This window comes from Kumtagia sp., assembly GCF_059502445.1.
In genome coordinates, this window is record NZ_JCACER010000012.1 from 69,214 (window position 1) to 88,252 (window position 19,039).

General features: G+C 67.3%; 7 protein-coding genes. 6 read left to right on the forward strand and 1 reads right to left on the reverse strand.

Features of this window, described 5'->3' with window-relative positions:
* Positions 1 to 32: 32 nt before the first annotated feature.
* From AC5JDC_RS05925 to AC5JDC_RS05945, 5 genes are all read left to right on the forward strand, one after another.
* Complete coding sequence (locus AC5JDC_RS05925; RefSeq protein ID WP_495839985.1) at positions 33 to 836, forward strand: carbon-nitrogen hydrolase family protein; 804 nt, start codon at positions 33 to 35, stop codon at positions 834 to 836.
* 198 nt (positions 837 to 1,034) lie between these two features.
* Entirely contained in the window at positions 1,035 to 3,458 is a 2,424-nt protein-coding gene (locus tag AC5JDC_RS05930; protein ID WP_495839987.1) for an OmpA family protein, read from the forward strand.
* Complete coding sequence (locus tag AC5JDC_RS05935) at positions 3,452 to 13,333, forward strand: hypothetical protein (protein ID WP_495839989.1); 9,882 nt, start codon at positions 3,452 to 3,454, stop codon at positions 13,331 to 13,333. The genes AC5JDC_RS05930 and AC5JDC_RS05935 overlap by 7 nt, the downstream gene beginning before the upstream one ends.
* 12 nt (positions 13,334 to 13,345) lie before the next feature.
* Positions 13,346 to 15,466 (forward strand): S8 family serine peptidase, encoded by a 2,121-nt coding sequence (locus tag AC5JDC_RS05940; protein ID WP_495839991.1) that lies wholly within the window; start codon positions 13,346 to 13,348, stop codon positions 15,464 to 15,466.
* Between the two features lie 48 nt (positions 15,467 to 15,514).
* Positions 15,515 to 16,225, forward strand: coding sequence for a hypothetical protein (locus tag AC5JDC_RS05945; RefSeq protein WP_495839993.1), 711 nt, complete (start codon positions 15,515 to 15,517; stop codon positions 16,223 to 16,225).
* 74 nt (positions 16,226 to 16,299) lie between these two features.
* Here AC5JDC_RS05945 and AC5JDC_RS05950 read toward each other — a convergent pair whose 3' ends face one another.
* Entirely contained in the window at positions 16,300 to 16,977 is a 678-nt protein-coding gene (locus AC5JDC_RS05950) for a FadR/GntR family transcriptional regulator (RefSeq protein ID WP_495839995.1), read from the reverse strand.
* A gap of 222 nt (positions 16,978 to 17,199) precedes the next feature.
* Here AC5JDC_RS05950 and AC5JDC_RS05955 point away from each other — a divergent pair, with 222 nt between their 5' ends.
* On the forward strand, positions 17,200 to 18,813 hold the full coding sequence (locus AC5JDC_RS05955) for a GMC family oxidoreductase (protein ID WP_495839997.1): 1,614 nt from the start codon (positions 17,200 to 17,202) through the stop codon (positions 18,811 to 18,813).
* Positions 18,814 to 19,039 lie beyond the last annotated feature (226 nt).

A 19,039-nucleotide genomic window follows, 5' to 3' on the forward strand; every position in this document is an offset into this window, starting at 1 on the left:
CAGTGCTACGGCTTTTCATGCGGGACACCACCATGCGCATCGCCTGCTTCCAGGGACCTGCACAAGCCGACACGCCGCAGGGCAATCTCGCTGTGCTGGCACGCACAGCCGGCGAGGCGCGCGCCGGCGGGGCGGATCTGCTGGTCGTGCCCGAACTCTTCCTCACCGGCTACGCCATCGGTGCCGAAGCCGTCGGCCGGCTGGCCGAGCCGGTCGGCGGCGCCGGGATCACCGAGGCCCGGAGGATTGCAGCGGAGACCGGCATCGCTCTCGTCTTCGGATACCCCGAGCGCGATGGGGCCCAGGTCTACAACGCGGCGGTGGCGATCGGGGCCGATGGCGCCGTGCTCGCCAGCTACCGCAAGACGCATCTGTTCGGCGACGTCGACCGCGCCCAGTTTTCAGCCGGAGCCGCCGCGCCCGGAGTCTTCGAGATCGGCGGGCTGAAGGCAGGGCTGATGATCTGCTACGACGTCGAATTCCCGGAAGCAGTGCGGACGCTCGCGCTGCGGGGCGCCGACCTGGCGATCGTGCCGACGGCGCTGATGCAGCCTTTCGACGTGGTGGCGCGCACCATCGTGCCGGCCCGCGCCTACGAGAACCAGATGTTCGTCGCCTATGCGAACCGCTGCGGCCGCGAGGCGCCGTTCGACTATTGCGGCCTGAGCTGCGTCGTCGGACCCGACGGCTCGGAGCTGGCGCGCGCCGGCCGGGGCGAAGAGCTCGTCTTCGCCGATCTCGATCGCGCGGCACTCAAGCGCTCGCGGCAGCTCAACCCCTATCTCCGCGACCGGCGGCCCGACCTCTACGGCACGCTGGCTTCAGTCCAGCCATAGCCGGCCGCAGCCGCGGCTGCCTCGTCGTCGACAAAGCGGGCCGGATACTCCTCCCCTGGGTTTGTCCGGCCGGCCGATCTCTTGCGCAAAGTATATCTCTTTAAAGTTGTAGATTTTATCGTTGCAACTTTTGCGAGAGTTCGTTAACGTCTCTGCAAGCAAGCAAAGATGGGTGGGGGTGTTTCCGTGCGCTGCTTGGTGCGAATGCTGTTCGCGCTGGCGTTTTGCTTTGCTGGATCCGAGGCGCCCGCCGCATCCAGCGCGAAAGAGCTTTGTCCCGTCACCGTCCGTCTGGCGGCGGAGCTCAGGAACCCCACACCGGAAGCCGGCAAGGGCGGGGCAGCTCAGAAGGACGAACGGTTCGACTTCAGCTCCGTCGATTCCTTCTTTGTCTCGCTCGCAGAGCTCAACGGCTATTTCTCCGGCGACCCGAAGCTGACGTTTCCGGTCGGGGAAGAACGACTGGCGACGCATGAGACGACCTGCCTGCGGCTGCTGGCCGACATCTTCGTCGCGGCCGCCAGCACCTCCCGGTCGAGCGGGACGGCCGCCGCGAGCGCCGGATTCCGCTTCATCGGCCATGCCGACGCGACCGGCAATGCGGAGCGCAATTACCGGCTGTCCTACGAGCGCGGCCATGCCGCCGCCCAGGCGTTCTCGCGCCTGGTCAAGGCCAGGCTCGGCTGGGCTCCCGCCATCGCCGTAGAGGGACGCGGCGGCGCCGATCCCTGGTGGTGCGGCGTCGAGGATGTCGCCGGTGCGGCACCTGCCCCGGGCGGAGCTTCGACATGCGGGGCTCTTGCCGCAGGCAAGGGCGAAATCGCCAGAGACAAGGTCGTGCGTGTGCGCAACGACCGGCGGCTGGAGATCCGCTTTTCCGGCACGAGCATCGCCGGCCCGCGTATCGACCTGATCGCGAAAGCGATGGCGCTCGGCCCTGCGGCGGACATGGATTTCGCGCGGCTGCTCAGGTTCGAGCCGCGCATGCGCTACTTCCCCGCCGGCAACGCACCGCTGCAGCCGGTGCGGATCGTGCTCCACGACAGCGGCGAGGCGGCCTGCCTGGCGCTCGCAGGCGCCTTTCCGGAAACGGCGTGGTCGCAATATGCCGGGAAATCGGTATCGGCGCTGGAGCCGAGTGCCGCCTGGCCGCCGAAGCCGGGCTCGGCGTCGAACCCAAAGCGCTTCGACGAGGCCAACCTCGCCATCCGGCTGCGCGTCGTGCCTGCGGTCACCCGCAACCAGGGCAGGCCGAACCGGGCTCGCCTGCTGCTGGAACTGGCGACGGGCACGGTCGGGCCGGTGCTCGTCGTCTCTTCCGCCGGAACACCGCCGCCTGCCGAAACGCTGGCGGTCATCGAGGGCACGGACGGCGAAGGATCGGCGAAGGCCGGTGCCGGAAAGACACCCTCGGAAATCGAGCGGCGGGCGGCGGGCTACGGGGTTCCGGAATACTGGCGCGTCCGCCTCCGCATCGACGAGCTTCTATCCGGGCTGCTGCTCACCGAAACGGGGACCACCGATTTCTGGTCCGCGCTGGCGAAATGCCTGCCGCAGCAGGCCGGCAAGAACGCGGAGTCCGGTGTCGAGGCCGAGAGGAGCAAGGCGGCGGCTTTCGTTCGAGGCGCCGGCGAAACCGCGCTCGAAAACCTGCCCCGCGATTTCGACGGACTGCTGGCGCATGCGCACGACTTCAACCGGCCGACGCGCATGTTCGGGCTGCGGCCGGGGCTCAAGCTGAGAATAGATGCGGGGCGGTTGGGCCTGCAACGAGAGGCACCTTCCGAACAACTGTACACGATGGCCCTGGCCGGCACCTCGGCGGTATACGACCTCTACGCCGCACCTCTCGCCGTGTGGCGCAACATCGCGGACCAGAGCGGTCCTTTCTGGCCTGCCTCGGGACACCAGGGTTATCTCGCAGTGTCGCTCAACCCGACCGTGCAGGGCATGTCGGTCGGAGGGTCAAAGGTCGAGGACGAGAACGAGCTTCCGGTTCCGCCGGACGAGAAGAACGGCCTCTACAATCTCGCAAGCCCCTATGCGTTGGAGCGGTTTCTTCGTGGCCGCCTCGTAAACGTCTTTTTGCCGGGGGCCCGGCCCGGCCGGAAAACGCTGGATATGAAGGAGATCGACTTCATCGATCGCAGTGACGACGCGGCGAATTCCGAAAAAGACGCGATCTTGCTGGCGGCCGAAAACTCGGGCCTCCTTGTCGATTTTTACAAGAACTATCTGCCCGACGCTCAGCTCGCAGGGCCGGTCAATCATCCTCGGCCGGCTTGCGAGGGCGCAAGGTCGCAGGTCGGGGTGCTTTGCGGCTTCATGCGGCAGAACGTGGTTCCCACGCTCCTCCTGCCGGTGCGGAGCAAGCGGCAGGATCGGCACGTGCCGATCGACACGCGTGTCGGTGCACTCATGCTGTCCGGCGAACTGGAACCTTGCTTTGCGAACGATGCGGCCGGTTCCGGTCTTCCTTCCTTTCCTGCCTCGAGCCGCCTCGCAAATCCCGTTCTCATAAGAGCTTTGGGGGCTTCGCTGCCAGTTCCAGCGCTCGTTGATGGCCGTGACTGCCGGCTTCTCGGATTGCCAGCCCTTGCCGGGAGCGAATTCGAATGGTGACGCTCGCGAAGCATGCCTCCTTTGCCCTCTACCTCCCCGATCCCGCAAATCCAGGAGCGGCCGGACTGGCCTTCCTGCCGGAACAAGAGGACGCCCCGTCGCCCATGGGACTGGACACGGCGTCGGCCCGGATGGGCTTCTTCGTCGTCTGGACCGGCGGTATCCCAACCGATATCGATCTCGCCCGCTACGAAAGCGCCCTTCGAACCGCAAGGGAGGAAGCCTCCTCCGACAGGCGTGTCGCCTTTCAGTTCTTTCACTCCGACCGTTCCGACGTCGTCGCCGAAACGATCGTGGCGGAGGGGGAGATACCGATCCTGCTCGGAAAATATCTGGAGCCATCCAGCCTCGGCGTGACGTTGAAAGCCGCCTTCACGCTGTCCCTGGCCAATTGCGGGCTCGAGGTAGGCGGCGACAATCTCGTTTTCGTGCCTTCGAACCCGGCCGGTGGTCATACCCTCGTCCATGGCAGCGGCGATCTCGTGCTGGACGGCTTGCGCATGCCGATCCTGGGGCCGCTGGCCGGCGCCTTTGTCGGAGGAACCGGCGTCAGCCCCGGAAACCTGGTCGGCAACGACTTCGTCTCGGACTTCACCAAGCGCGGCAAGCTCAAGGCCGACGGGACGGGGAAGAAGTTCTACCAGTTCCGCAGCGAGCGCAGGCCGCTCATCCTCGGCGCGGGGCCTGGCGGCGCGGCTGCGGTGGCGCTGGACGTGGCCTTCGATCCGCTGGACGCGCTCAACCCCGAGCGCACCTTCTTCCGTCCGGCAGCGGGCCAGACGCTGGTGTCGGGATTCCGGACCACGCACGGCCACAAGGTGCTGCTGACGTCCAGTACGGCCGAAGCCGCCATGCCGCCGCGTTTCGCCTATGTCCGGCGCCGCGCACGCGAAACGGAAGCGGGCGCCGTCCAGTTCTCCAGGATCAACCTGCTGCTGGAAGGCGACTTCGACGTCGCGCTGGCGGACGACGACGACCAGACCGCGGCGTTTCCGGACGACGGCTTCGGCATCGTCGTCGCCGACACGCAGCACGAATATCTCGAAGCGCCGCGCTCGGAAGCCGCCGGCGATGCGCCGCTGATGATGTCGTTCCGCCGCGGCGCCGCACATTTCAAGGAGATCGCGGGCGAGGCGGCGGCGACCACCGACGAGGACTTGCTGGTTGCGGAGGACAAGACGTCGGACCAGACCTCGTGGGCGAAGCTGTCGCGACGGAACACGGCGAGCGCCGTCGTCTCCGAGGCGCGCGACATCCGCCGCCTCGTCGCCCGCGAGGCGGCGGACGCCAGCGCCGCAGAGCTCAGACACGATCCCTTCCGCCTGGAGCGGAGGCAGGCAGGTCTTTCGAACAAGCCCGACGGCTATGTGCCGGTGCTGCCGAGGCCTTCGGGCGACGACACGCTGTCGGACAAGACGGACGCACCGGCCGAAGCCTCGCTGTCTGCGCTGGTGTCGGGCCAGCGCCGCGGGCTGCTGGACCTCGCTTCGCGGTCCGACGCCGCGGCCGCTCCTGCACCGAGCACGACCCCGCTCGGCTTCGAAGTGGTCGAAGACGCGGATGGTATAACCAAGATCGTCCTGGCGCGAACGACGGGAGGGGTCGAGGCGGCGGAACTGACGATCACCGATCGGGAAGGTGGCCCGATCGCCGGCTCGATCGTCAACGCGCTGATCCGCAACCAGCTTTTTCTCGTCGCCAACTGCCCGCGGGACGAGTCGGCACCAGCGGAACGGGATTTCCTGCTCGACGGCACGCTGCAACTATCCGAGTGGGGTTTTCGCTTCGACTTTCTGAAGCTGTGGAAGACGGCTCAGGAAACCAAAGCCCAGGGCAACACGCCCGTGCTGCCGCTGCTGATCGTCAAGGGGTTCGAGGGGCTTTCGATCAAGGACCTGATCGGCAAGCCGCAGCTCTGGTCGGGCACGGCCTATCTGCGCTCTCTGACCGGTGACAGTCCGGCAGAATATGCCGAAAAGCAGTTCATCGCCGCGCTGGAGTCTGCGGAAAAGAGCGGCGACCCGATCTACCGACCGTTCCTGGCGGCGATCGCCGACCCGTCATGGACCGGCCTGCTGGTGCTGGACGTGCCGCTGTCGCTGGGCGTGCTGCCGACGCAGGTCAAGGGGCTGCTCGGCGGCATCGACACGGCACGGCTGAAGGCCCATCACTTCGCCGTGCCGGTGCGCCGGCTTGAGGGCGCCGGCAATCTGAGCAAGCCCTTCGCGGCGATCGACTACAGCGCGGGCGAGAAGGCGGTCGACTACGACACGAAGTTGAAGCCCGACGACTTCGACGGCCCCCAACAGGCGCCGAACGGATCGGACGACGGCTCGTTCGGCATCAAGGTCGACCAGCTCCGCGTCGGCTTCGACAACGGCGCGCTGCAGAGCTTCTTCTGCCAGCTGAAACTGACGGTCGGCGCCTTCTTCCACGACACCGGGATCACGCTGCGCGATCCCGAGACCAACGAGAAAAAAGCCGACAAGACGATCCTGCTCAAGGGCCGCTGGCAGCGGCGCATGGTCGACGGCAACACTTTCGAGACCTACGATTTCTTCACCGACACGATCTTCGCGATCGAGATGCCGGAGCGTTTTCCACTGATCGACAAGGCGACGATCACGCGGGTCTCCTATGTCAGCGAGGTTGCCAAGCTAGGCACCGAGGAACTGGTCACCTCGAAATTCCTGATCGACGGCTCGATGGAATTCAAGGAACTCGCGGGCGGAACCGGTCCGTTCGATTTCCTCGACATCAAACGTAGCACGTTCTCCGGCCTGTCGCTCGACCTGCGCTTCCGCGTGCCGGAGTCCGGCAGGGTCGGCCTGCCGAAATTCCGCTTCTCGCCCGGCGCGCTGATCTTCGACTTCGACATGTCGGAGCTGAAGGACGGCGTGCGCGGCTTCTTCGGGTCGCTGCCGATCAAGTTCAGCGGCTTCGGCTGGCTGGGAGACGCCGTGTCGCTGCCCAAGCTCGGCTATTTCGGGCTGGGCAAGGGCACCGGCGGCGCCTCGCCCTTCTTCCTCAAGTTCGACCTCGATCTCGGCTCGCTGGGCTCCTTCGCCTCGGCGCTGTCCAAGTTCAAGATGGAGCTCGCCTTCGCTTTCGGCCTGGACGGTGCCAACAACGTCAATTGGGATCTCGGCTTCCGCTTCGCCGGCGGCAACGGCAAGGATCTCGACATCGGCCTGGAGGGCTTTCTCCAGTTCACCTGCGAACGCTACGAGGTGGTGACGCTCAAGTCGGAGAAGACCGGCGGGACCTATTACGGCTTCCGCGGCGTCAACGCCCGCCTGGTGGTGCTCGGCCACCCGCTGCCGCCGGAGGAGGACAACGCCAACATCTTCCTGTTCGTCGATCCGGAGAAGCTGGGCGGCTCGGACGGCGTCGGCTGGTTCCTCGCCTATCAGCGGGAACCGGGCGACGCGATTATCGACCTCAGGGTGCTGACGCTCGGGCAGCGGGTCGATCCGCTGCGAAAGCTGCCCGGGACGATGCTGACGACGCGCGATGTGGTCGCGGAGCTCGCCCGGCTGGCCGGCGGGGTGACGGAGGAGGAGGGCAAGCCCTTCAAGATCCCCGAGGTCACGTTCGGTCCCGATCGCGGCTGGACCATCGGCTTCCATGCGATGATCTACCGCTTCATCGAGCTCGGCTTCGCGCTGCGCGATCCCGACCTCGCCGGCGTCCTGCTCGACGTCAAGCTGAGCGAAGGCTCGGAGCAGAGCCTGTTCTCGGTCGACATCCTCTACCGCAAGCTCACCGAAAACCTCGGCGTCTATTCAGCCGAGATCGTGCTGCCGCCGGAGCTGCGGAATTGGCAGTTCGGCGCGGCCGGCATCACGCTGCCCTATATCGGCGTCGAGATCTTCACCGACGGCAATTGGGGCGTCGACCTCGGCTATCCCGCCAACAAGGATTTTTCGCGGTCGTTCGCGCTGTCGATCTTTCCCTTCGTCGGGGCGGGCGGCATCTACTACCGCCGTGTCTCGGGCGCGGCCGCCAGGCTGCTGCCGTCCCGGCCCACCTATCTCCGGGATGATGGGAACCTTGAAGGCAACCCCGATTCCGAGATCTTCCGCTACGATCCGGTCACCGAGATCGGCATGGGCATGCGGGTCGGGCTCGGCGTCACCCTGGCGCAGGGCATCCTCAATGCCGGCCTGTCGCTCACCGTCTACGGCTATCTCGAGGGCGGCTTCGGCCGGCTCTACAATCCCGACAACAAGCCGACGAAGGCGAAGGGCACCTATATCGTCGTCCACGGCGCGGTCGGCGTCATGGGCGAGCTCTACGGCTATGTCGATTTCGGCATCGTCAAGGCGGGCGTTTTCGTCCAGCTCTATGTCGAGGTCGGCTTCGAGCTGGAGACCGACAAGGCGACCGAGCTCTATTACGAGGTCGGCGTGCGCGTGTCGGTGCGGGTGGTCGTCGGCCGGATCAAGATATTCGGCAAGAGCATCGAGATCGCCATCTCCTTCAGCTTCGACACCACGGTGCGCTTCTCGCAGCGGCTCGGACGGACGGAGAACCAGGAATATTACCGGGTGGCCGAGGGATTGGCGATTGCCGGGGAGCCGCGCGCGCTGCGCGAGGTTTTGGACTGGAGCCTCGTTCCGTCGCCGCAACAGTGGGCGGAGCTGCCCGGCAGGATCGCGCTGGAAGTGGCCATCCAGCCGGACGTGACGGTCGCGCCCGGCGCGGCGGGGCATGAGGCGCATGCGGTATTCCTGATGGCGGCGGAAATCGGCGAGGGCGCGGCGCCGTCGCCGGTCGAGCGGCTGGTGGAGGGACTGACGGCCTGGGCGCTGTGCGCCGGCATCGACGACCTGCGGCCGGCGACGCTGCGGACGGGCACGGTGACGGCCGAACAGCTGCGCGGCCTCGCCCGCCGGCTGGCCGATCCGCGAGCCGGCAAGCCTGGCTATGCCGAGATCGCCGCCTTCCTGCGGGCCGGCTTCGCCGGCGCGGTTCTAGCCTTGAAGCCGGGCGCCGAGCCGCAGGAAGGCGCACCGGTCAAGGGCGTCGTCCTGCCGATGCCGGACACGATAGTGATCCGCCGCATCCGGCCGGGCGCGGGCGGCGACGAGGAGCAGGTCGAGGACATCCGGCTCGCCGACTACCGCTTCGTCGACGACCGCTATCGCCAGGAACTCGCGGCGGCGTTCGAGCGCTTCATGCTCAGCCGGTCGCAGGCGCCGGCCGGCAAGGACGCGCTCGCCGCGGCGGGCCAGTCGCTGGTGTCGGCGCTGTTCGAGGAATGGGCGGCGATGATCATGCGCGCCGCCGTGCAGCGGCTGGCGGCGCTGGCCGAGGCCAAGGGCGCGCAAACGCAGCCGGTGGCCGATCTGCTTGCCGCGCTGGTGGCGCGCAAGGATGCGGCGAGCGACCGCGACCTGCCGAGCGTCGCGGCGGAGGTGGCCGTCTCCACCGGCCGCTTCTTTACCTACGGCCAGCGGCTGCCGCATCCCGCCCATGCGGACGCCGCCACATTGCCTGCCTGGCTCGAGCCGCTCGGCCGCGACAGCGGACCGGCGGTCGATCCCGACAAGCGCTTCTTCCATGCGATGCTGCGGCTCGCCGGCCAGCAGGTGCCCGTCGGCGACGCCTTGCGCTTCGAGGTGCCGGCCGGAACCTATGACGGCTGGCTGGAAGCGCCGGAGGACATCGCCGTCGAGGTCCTGGACGGCACCGCCGAAACCGTCCTCGCCACCGCCGCGTCCCTCGTGCTGCCCGGCAGCGTCGAGCTTGGCGCGCTGTCGAAAAGGCGCCGCCGCTACGTCGCGCTCGGCAGCCATGCGGCGGCGAGCAGGCTGAACCATGAGGCGGACGAACTCCGGCTCTGGGCGTTCGGAAACGAAGCCCGCACCGTGCTCTCGACAGCGGCCGCGCCGCTGCTGTTCGGGGCCGATCCGGCTGACCCGCAAAAGCGCGACTTCGCCGCGCTGACGCAGGAAGAGCGCGATCGCCTGCGCCCGGCGATCGTCATCGATGTCGGCCTGCGCCGGCCCCCGGAGCGGACCGACGGCGCGGCAGCGCCCGAGGCCGTCGCCGATGCCTTCGAGATCAAGGCGATACCCGAGCCGCTGCGCAATCTCATCGATCCCTTCGCTCCGGCCATCGACGGCGGCATGAGCGCACCGCCCGGCATCGGATGGATCGGCCTCTACCGGCACGACCCGGAAACCGGAGAATTCGTCGCGGTCGGCGTACAGGACGGCGTGGTCCCGACCGTCGTGCAGTCCAACCTGTCGGTCGAGCCGAAGCCGGACAGCGAGGCGGCCGCGGCGGAGGAGCGCATCGAACCGGTGGCGGACACCAGCGATCCGCTGGCGTTCGTGCAGTTGCTGCGGCAGGCGGCGATCGTCAACACCGGCGGCTATCATCTGACCTACAAGGAGGCTGCCGCGGAGCTGCGTCCGTTGTTCGAGCCGGCGGCGGGCGGGCAGAAGCCGCTGTCCGGCGGTGGCTGGCTGCGCGTGGTGATCGCGCTTGCCGATCTCGACAGCGGTCTGCCTTTCGCCAATGCCCTGCTGTCGCCGGCCGATTTCCGCCCCGGATCGGTGCTCGCGACCGGAGCCGGCGACACGGCCGACCCGCTGCACGAGCCCGGCGTGGTGCCTCTGGTGATCCGCCGTACCGACACGGCGGCACCGGACAGCGTCGAGGACGAGCTCGGCCAGCGCTTCTCCAATCTGGCGCTGGAGATCGAGGTCCGCGACGCCGCGGGAAAACCCTTTGGAACGCCGCAATATCTCGACCAGTCCGTCCCGACCGGTCCGGACTTTCCCGAGCTGGACGACGCGGGAAAGCCGATCGCCGTCGCCGAGGACGACTACGTCTATCGCGTCTCGGTGCCGGTTCGGAAGATCGCCGGGCTGGAAGCGACCGAGGTCTACGACCTGGTCGGCGGCAGCATGCGGGTCAAGGCCGCCTGGCGCGACATCTACGGCAATGGCTGGCGCGAGCCGTTCGCCGATACCGGCATCGACCTGGTCTACAACGACCGGCTGCTCGGCCTGACCGGCCTGCCTTATGTGAAGATGGCCTACTGGCCGGATACCAAGCCGCGCGGCCTGAAGCTCGGCCTGCGCAGCGACTACGAACCGCTTCTCCGCCTCGACGGCCTCGATCTTCCCGACGCGGAGCCGGTGCCGGCGCAATGGGCGACGGCGATGCGCGACGAACTCGGCCGCTGCGTCGCGATGCTGCGGCGCGCGGCGGCGCAGCTCGGCGATGCGCGGGTTGCCGTCAGCCTGAACTCGACGCTGGGCAATGCCGTGCCGTTGGACAAAACACCTCTCCGGCGCCATCTCGACCAGACCGCGGACAATCTGGAATTGCTGGGAGAAGAGATACGTGCCGCCAGCGGCGTAAAGACACGACGCGAGCTGCGCGATAGCCTGAAGGCCTGGATCGACGGCCAGGACCATGGCCTCGTGATCCCGCTTGTCTTCGATGGCGCGTCGCCCGGCCCTGACTTCGCCGAGTTCCAGGTGAGCGTGGCGATCGAGCGGCCGGTGCCCGCAGAGAATCGCCGGCTCTATCCGAAGGAACTCACCGATGACGGCGCCGAAGCCGCGGCGAACGCCGGGCTCTCGGATATCTGCAAGGTGGTCGAGGCCGTCTCGCCGAACCTGCGCGGGAAGGCCCTCAAGGCCGAAGAGCTGAAGCCGACCGAGCGGGATCTCGGCCATGGCGATGCGGAGGACCTGATCAAGGCGCTGGCGGCCATCGCGACCGACCATCGTATTGCGAGCGGTTACGGCGAAACGGCGGGCGTGACGGAAACGGGCCTGTGGCTGATCCGGCGCGGCTATTTCGACGGACTTGCCGACGGATCGCTCTATGGCGAGGAACCGCCGGTCGCGCTCGCTTTGCCGCCGCTCAAGACCGAAGCCTACAGCCGTTCGTTCACCGATCTGAAGGCACCCGACGGCAGCGAGCGCCGGCGCGAGATCCGTGATGCCGATGCCGACGCCTATGGCCGCGAGGCGCTGGCGCTGCTCGAACGGCTGCTCTCGCCGGCGATCACCGTGCCGCTGCTCAACGCCGCCGACGCAGGCAAACGGACGCAGACGCGCCAGGCCATCAAGCAGCTTCTGGAAGCCAAGGAGGGGCTGGCCGGGAGTCTTGCCGAAAGGCTGGCGGTCGCGTTCGACCGGGATATCGGCAGGTATGGCGAGATAGCAGACGACCGGCAAAAGCGGATCGTGGTGGCGGTGGCCGATGCACTGAAGCGCGACCTGCGCAGCCACTACAAGATCACCAGCCTGCTCGCCTATTTCGACCGGCGGGCCCATGAGGTTCCGCTGGCCAACCGGGTGGGGCACGGCGTCGCCGTCCATTCGGAGAAAGGCATCCGGATCGCCGTCTACAATCTTCCGCTTCCCCCGGACGGCGGGCAGGTGTCCCGCGATCTCGTCCTGCTGTGCGAAGCCATGCCGGAGCCGGGACAAGGCAATCCGCGGGACCACTATGCCCCGCCCGAACGTCTCGACCTGACGCATGTGCAGCGGCTGCCGAATCCCGAGGCCTCGAAGGGCATCGTCCATTACCGCAAGACAGCTTGGCTGCGGCTGCACGACCCGGACGCCGTGGCGGGCGCGCCGTCCTGGGCGTCGATCCCCCTGCCGCGCGACGGCGCGACCATCCCCAGTCCGCTGCGCAGCCTTCCGCGCCTGCCGATCCTGGAGAACGAGGGTTTCGGTCGGGACGCGTATGCCGACACCGATGATCCCGCGACGAACCTCGCGGCGGCGCGCAAGTGGACGTCGCGGCGCGACTTTGCCTGGGAAGGCAAGGCGACCGACCGCCTGACCGTCGAGGTGCACTACGCGACACGCGGCGAAAGCCAGGCGCTCGGCGCGGAGACGGAAGATCTGGCGACGCGGCTTGTCCGTTTCGTGCTCGAGAGCGAGAACGAGATCGCAAAAATCGCGGCCGGCGACCACGACGCCTATGCCTGGGTCGCCCGCCGCGCCTGGGACAGGCTGTTGCAGCCGCTCGTCAAGCCGGAGACGCTGGATGCTGCCGCGAGCGGCCCGCGCGACCGCATCATCCTGCGCGAGATCGAGCGTGACGGTGTGGTCGAGGTCGAGGGCAGCGGCATCGACCTGGTCAGCAGCTCCGTCGCCTATGGGGTGCGAGGCGTCGATGCCGATCCCGTGGTTTTCGTCAAAGACTCCGGCGACGCCACCAAACCGTTGGCCGGCGCGGAGATCGACGAGAAGCCGAAATTCAGGCGGCTGGAGGCACGCGGGCTCGACATCATCGATTTCGCCTCGGCGAGGACGGAGCTAAGCCTGACCCGCAACGCGCGGATCGATTTCAAGGACGGTGACGGAACCGGACGTTCGGAGCCGCTGCAGAAGCGCTTCGTCTACCGGCTGCCCACGATCGGCTCGGGCGAGCCGACGGTGCCGGCGCTCGACGTCGCGACCACCGTGACGGCGGGGAAATTCGACCCGATCGGTGGCATCGAGAGCATTCAGAAAGCGCTGGAAACTTTCTTCGACGGCCTGCTGAAGCCGAGCGGCGGTTCCGCGCCGGCGTGCAGCGCCGATGTGCTGTTCGAATACGAGACCGGGCTTTTCACCGCAGGCGGCGCGCCGGATGCCTCGGGCGAGGAGGGCGGTCCGGTGATCGCGGTGCGCAGCGGGATCACGCAGGCCATTACGGTCAGCGTGGCCAAAGACCTCGCAGGGGCGATCCACGACTGGTTCCTGAAGCAGCATCCCGCCAAGCGCGGCGGTCGGCCGATCGGCTGCGTCATCGCCGACGCGCGCGTCTTCGCGACCGGCGACGGGGAGGGCGGACACAAGGATCGCCGCATCCTCAGATTGCGGCGCTGCCGGTTCGATTTCCAGTAGGGGAGAAGGCAGATGAAGAACAGGACCGCCGACGAGAAGGAATTCTTCTACACCGACAAGACCTCCGGCAAGCAGGTCAGTTTCGAGCCTGTGCCCAACAGGTATGTCTACAGCTTTACCGAGAAGGATACCGCGTCCATCCTGAAGGAGAAGGCGCATAGCCCGCGGGTCGACGCATCCCGCGGCTACCGCGTGGTCGAGGTTGCCGATCCCAAGGATACGTTGGAAGTCGCCACGGCGGCGGGCGGCGCGGCGCCTCTCAACACGCTTCCCGCGCTGAAGGACGACGAAGGCAACGAACGGCTCGTCGTGCCCGACGAATTCGCGGTGCAGTTCGCGCCCGGCGTCGCGCCGGCCAAGGCGGAAGCCGTGCTGGCCAAGATGGACCTTGCGATCAACCAGCGGTTTCGGACGCCCGGCTTCTACATGGTCGCGGTGCCGGAGGGTTATGCCCTGTTCCAGACCATGCGCATGGTATCCGGTCGCGACGACGTGGAGTTTGTCGAACCCAGCGAGTTCTCGACCGACGACCGTCTTCAGAGCGGCGGCGGCGCCGATCTGGTCGAGCTGCAATATCTTTGGGGCCTGCACAACACAGGCCAGACGGTCGATGGCGTCGCCGGGACAAAAGAGATCGACGTCAAGGCGTTGGCCGCCTGGAAGATCACCAGGGGAAGCCCGGACGTCGTCATCTGCGTCCTCGACACCGGCTGCGACATGACCCATGCCGACATCGCGCCCAGCCTGCTCGCCCGGCCCGCCGGGGAAAGCTGGAATTTCGTCTATCCGGCGGCAGGCGACACAACCGATCCCGACGGGCACGGCACGCATGTCTGCGGCACCGCGGCGGCGGCGGAAAACGGCGGCGGCATGGTCGGGCTCGCCCCCGGCTGCCGGCTGATGCCGCTGCAGGTGGAACTGATGGGCAGCACCGCCGACTACCAGCGACGCGCCGACGCCATCAATTTCGTCGCGCAGGCGGCGCGGACCAATCCGGGCAAGCGCTACGTGCTCAATATGAGCTGGAAAACCGCCGGCGACGTGACCAGCATCCGGAAGGCGATCGCCGGCGCCATCGAGACCGGCGTGGTGGTTGTCGCTGCCGCGGGCAACGACGACAGCGACATGGACAAGAACAGCCACTATCCGGCGAGCTATCCCGGTCTCATCGCCGTCGCTGCGCTCGATTCCAGCGGCCGGCGGGCCAGCTTTTCCAACTACGGCTCGCGCGTCGACATCGCGGCGCCGGGCGTCGGCATCTATTCGACCGTGCCCGGCCAATCCTATGCCTATCTGCAGGGGACCTCGATGGCGGCCCCGCATGTGACGGCCGCCGCCGCGCTGATCTGCTCGGCCCGCCCCAAGACAACGGTGGCGGAAGTGGTCCGGCTGTTGCGGGACAATGCGACCCCGGTTGAAAAGCTGAACCCGGTCTATTCAGGCAAGCTTGGTGGCGGCCTGCTCAACATCGCGGCAGCGCTCTCCAAGGCGGAGACGGCGGCCTATGCGGCAAAGCCGACGGGCAAGACGCTTCCGGCGGGCCACAGCGAAGCGGCGAGCAGCGGCAGGGCAGCGAAGATCCGCAAATCGTCGAAACCGCTGCGAGCGCCTCCACGGCTGTCCGGCAGCGACGTGGTGATCGCCGATCCGGTCGACCGCGACGGCAACGGCTCGCAGGTGCTCGGCGGCGACCGGCTCACCTTCGACGGCTATAAGCTGACCTGGCACGGCGCCAAGAGCAAGAGCTACGCATGCTTCTCCGGGCCGGCCGACGAGAGCGCCCGGGAATCGGAGAAGGATCTCGGTCCGACGCCGCAGGGCAAATACGCCATCGATCCCGCCAACATCGAAAAGCTCGCGTCATCGGATGCCTGGGGCTCCTTCCGCGTGCGCATCGAACCATACCAGGCGACGGTGGACCGGATGAAGACCTGCTTCAAGGTCATCCGCAGCGGCATGTATGTGCATGGCGGCAACGCTACCGGTTCGGCCGGCTGCATCGAGATCAACGACGATGCGGAAGAAACGGACTTCTTCGAGCGCCTGGCGAAATACGGACAGAAGCTGGAGCTCGAGGTCCGCTACGCCGGGGCGCGGGAGACCAAATACGAGGACAAGTCCTGCCCGTATTGAAGGCGGATTCGGAGCCGTCCCGTTCAGTCACAAAAAAGGGGGAGCACCATGAAAGACCTGGTTTGGTACTGGCTGGTCATTCTCGCCATATACCTCTTCTTCATTGCCATACTCGGATACAAGACGAGCTCCAGGCGGTGGTGGGGCATTCTCATCGACAGCCGCAACAAGGCCAGCCTGTCGCAATTCCAGCTGGTTCTGTGGACGACGCTGATCGTGCCGCTGTTCGCCGCCGTCGGTATCAAGAACGGCACCATGAACATCGTGCTGACGAACGAGATCCTTGCCCTGCTCGGCATCAGCCTGGCTTCAGCCGGCGGAGCCCTGATTATCAAGAGCAACAAGGCCGCAACCGAGCCGGATCCGGCGAAGTCCAAGGAGACTCTGACGGGGATACCCCGCCGCGGACTGCTGCAGGTCAATCCGGTTGCCGCCCAGGACAAGGCGGCCGGACAGGCCGGCACGCCGCAAGGGCCGAAATTCTCCGACATCTTCCTCGGCGAGGAGGTTGTCGACTACACCTATGTCGACATCTCCAAGGTGCAGATGTTCGTCTTCACCCTGGCTGCGGCAGTCGGCTATGGCTTCGTCCTGTGGGCTTGGAACTTCGCGCCACAGCCGCCGCCGGCCGGGGCCGCGCCGGGAACGGAGGCGCTCATTTCCTTTCCGCTGCTGTCGACGTCGCTGGTTACCCTCATCGGCATCAGCCATGCCGGCTATCTCGCGATGAAGGCGCCCAACAAGACGCCGGCGAAATAGCCGTGCACTGGGCGGAGCGGTTAGCGAAGGCGCTATTTCAGGCTGCCGTAGTTTAGTCTGACGCTGCCACAGCTTCACGCCGCGAAGGCGCCGGCGTTCCAGCGCTCGTTGATGCGCTCCTGCACCGCCAGCAGATGGGCGCGCATGGCCGTCTCCGCCGCGTCCGGGTCGCGCCGGGCGATCGCCTCGGCGATCAGCCGGTGCTCGGCGTCGCGCTTGGCGATGCGCTTCGGGCAGGTCGGCGCCGAGACCTGGACGATGCTGACGCGGGCGTCGACGCCGACCTGGCGCAGCATCCGGTAGAACTCCACCGCGAGATGGTTGCGCGCCGCGCCGGCGACGGCGAGGTGGAACGACAGGTCGACCTCGCCGGACGATGCGTCGGCGGGCGTCGTCGCCGTCTCGGTGATGCGGGCGATCTCCAGCGGCGAGGCGCGCAGCGACGCCAGCCGGGCGAGCCCCGGCTCCATCACCAGCCGCATCTCCAGCACTTCCAGCGGGTTGGTCAGCCGCACCAGCTCCTCGCTGTAGCGGGGCGACGCCGTCGGCGCGCGGCGCACGCGCGTCTGCTGCAGGTCGCCGGAGCGGCGCAGGATGTCCAGCGCCTTGCGCAGCTGGTGGCGCTTGACGTTGAGGATCTCGGCGAGGTCCCGCTCGGAAGGCAGCTTCTCGCCGTCCTTGCGGTACTCCCGGACGGCGTCGACGATCTCCTCGACACTGCCGAGCGCCGTGCGTGTGGCCAACGTGGTCAATCGAAAACCCTCGGTTGATTTGCGCCGGATTGCCGACCCGAAACTCTACCCGGCCGAACCATACAACCATCGCCTGTGGTCGTGAATGATCAACCAGTTCAACCAAAATACAAGATTCCCTGCCGGTTGACAACTTCGGTTGGGCAGTGGTTGAGTGTCGTGGTTGGCCTGCTTCGCGCCGTCATGTCGGTTGCCGCGACGGCTTTTCAAGGATGGGGCGGTATGAGCGAAGCCTACGACTACGTCATCGTCGGCGCCGGCTCGGCGGGCTGCGTGCTCGCCGCCCGGCTGAGCGAGGATCCGGGCGTCAGCGTGCTGCTGCTCGAGGCCGGCGACTGGGACCGCGACCCGATGATCCACGTCCCGCTCGGCTGGGGCAAGATCCTGACCGAGCGCCGCCACGACTGGATGTATTTCTGCGAGCCGGAGGCCAATGTCGGCGGCCGCAAGGTCGAGTGCGCGCGCGGCAAGGTGATCGGCGGCTCCTCCTCGACCAACGCCATGGCCTATGTGCGCGGCAACCGCGGCGACTACGACCGCTGGGCGGCCGGCGGGCTCGCCGACTGGTCGTTCGACAAGGTGCTGCCCTATTTCCGCAAGCAGGAAAGCTGGGAGAGGGGCGGCGGCGCGCTGCGGGGCGGCGACGGGCCGCTGACGACGCAGTTCTGCAAATACAAGGACGACCTCATCGAGGCCTTCGCCGAGGCCAGCCGCGAGGCCGGCTACCCGCAGACCGACGACTACAACGGCGCGGTCCAGGAGGGTTTCGGCCGGCTGCAGATGACGATCCGGCAGGGCCGCCGCTGCTCCGCCGCCACGGCCTATCTGCGGCCGGCGCTCAGCCGCAAAAATCTCACCGTGCTGACCGGGGCGATGGCGTCGAAGGTTCTGCTGGGCGAGGGACGCGCCAGCGGCATCCGCTACAGCCGCAACGGCACGACGCACGAGGTTTCGGCGCGGCGCGAGGTGCTGCTCGCGGGCGGCGTCATCAACTCGCCGCAGCTCCTGATGCTGTCGGGAATCGGCGGCGGCAGCGAGCTTGCGGCGCATGGCATAGAGCCGAAAGTCGAGGCGCCGGAGGTCGGCAAGAACCTGCAGGACCACGTCTCGGTCATCCTGATGTACCGCCGCCGCGTGCCGGGGCCGTTCTTCCGCATGATGCGGGCCGACAGGATCGGGCTGGATTTCGCCAGGACCTATCTCACCGGAAAGGGTTTTGCCGCAGACGTGCCGGGCGGCGTCGTGGCGTTCCTCAGGAGCGGGCCCGACCGGCCGCTGCCGGACGTGCAGCTGCTGTTCACCGCCGCGCCGCTGGCCGCCTGGCCGTATTTCCCGCCGTTCAAAAAACCCTTCGCCGACGGCTTCGCCACACGCATCGTCGCCGTCCAGCCGGAAAGCCGCGGGCATGTGGCGCTCGCGTCCGCCGATCCGGAGGCCGCGCCGCTCATCCACCAGAACTTCCTGTCGTCGCCGCGCGATTGGGAATCGCTGCGCGCCGGTTTCCGCATCGCCAGGAACCTCGCCGCGCAGCCGGCCATGCAGCCCTTCGTGGCTGCGGAATTCTTCCCGGGCAACGCGTGCGAGAGCGATGAGGAGATCGACGAGCACATCCGCCGCACCTCCATCACCGTGCATCACCCGGCCGGCACCTGCCGGATGGGAGCGGACGCCGGCTCGGTGGTCGATCCGCAGCTGCGGCTACGCGGCGTCGCGGGCCTGCGCGTAGTCGACGCCTCGGTCATGCCGGACCTGCCGGGCGGCAACATCAACGCCGCGGTGATCATGATCGCCGAGAAGGCGTCCGACCTGATCCGCCAGGGCGCGGCGCCGGGCTGAGAGGCGCGGCGGCCGGCCTCTCAACCAAAATACCACTGGTTTCATGGGCTTGGTCGGGCCGGAAAGCCGGGCGCGCTCCATGTCGCTTTTTGCAACAAACAAAAATCCATTGATAATCAGATGCATAGCAATTGTGCATGGAGGATCGGCGCGGGCCGATCACAATTTTCCGATTGCCAACCGAAAGGCCGATTCAGCGCTTGACGGTTGCAACCATGGTGTTACG

Excerpts from the sequence above, each read along its gene's own strand:
- AC5JDC_RS05925 (WP_495839985.1), top strand. The coding sequence starts at position 33 with ATGCGCATCGCCTGCTTCCAGGGACCTGCACAAGCCGACACGCCGCAG.
- AC5JDC_RS05955 (WP_495839997.1), top strand. The coding sequence starts at position 17,200 with ATGAGCGAAGCCTACGACTACGTCATCGTCGGCGCCGGCTCGGCGGGC.
- AC5JDC_RS05945 (WP_495839993.1), top strand. The coding sequence starts at position 15,515 with ATGAAAGACCTGGTTTGGTACTGGCTGGTCATTCTCGCCATATACCTC.
- AC5JDC_RS05940 (WP_495839991.1), top strand. The coding sequence starts at position 13,346 with ATGAAGAACAGGACCGCCGACGAGAAGGAATTCTTCTACACCGACAAG.
- AC5JDC_RS05935 (WP_495839989.1), top strand. The coding sequence starts at position 3,452 with ATGGTGACGCTCGCGAAGCATGCCTCCTTTGCCCTCTACCTCCCCGAT.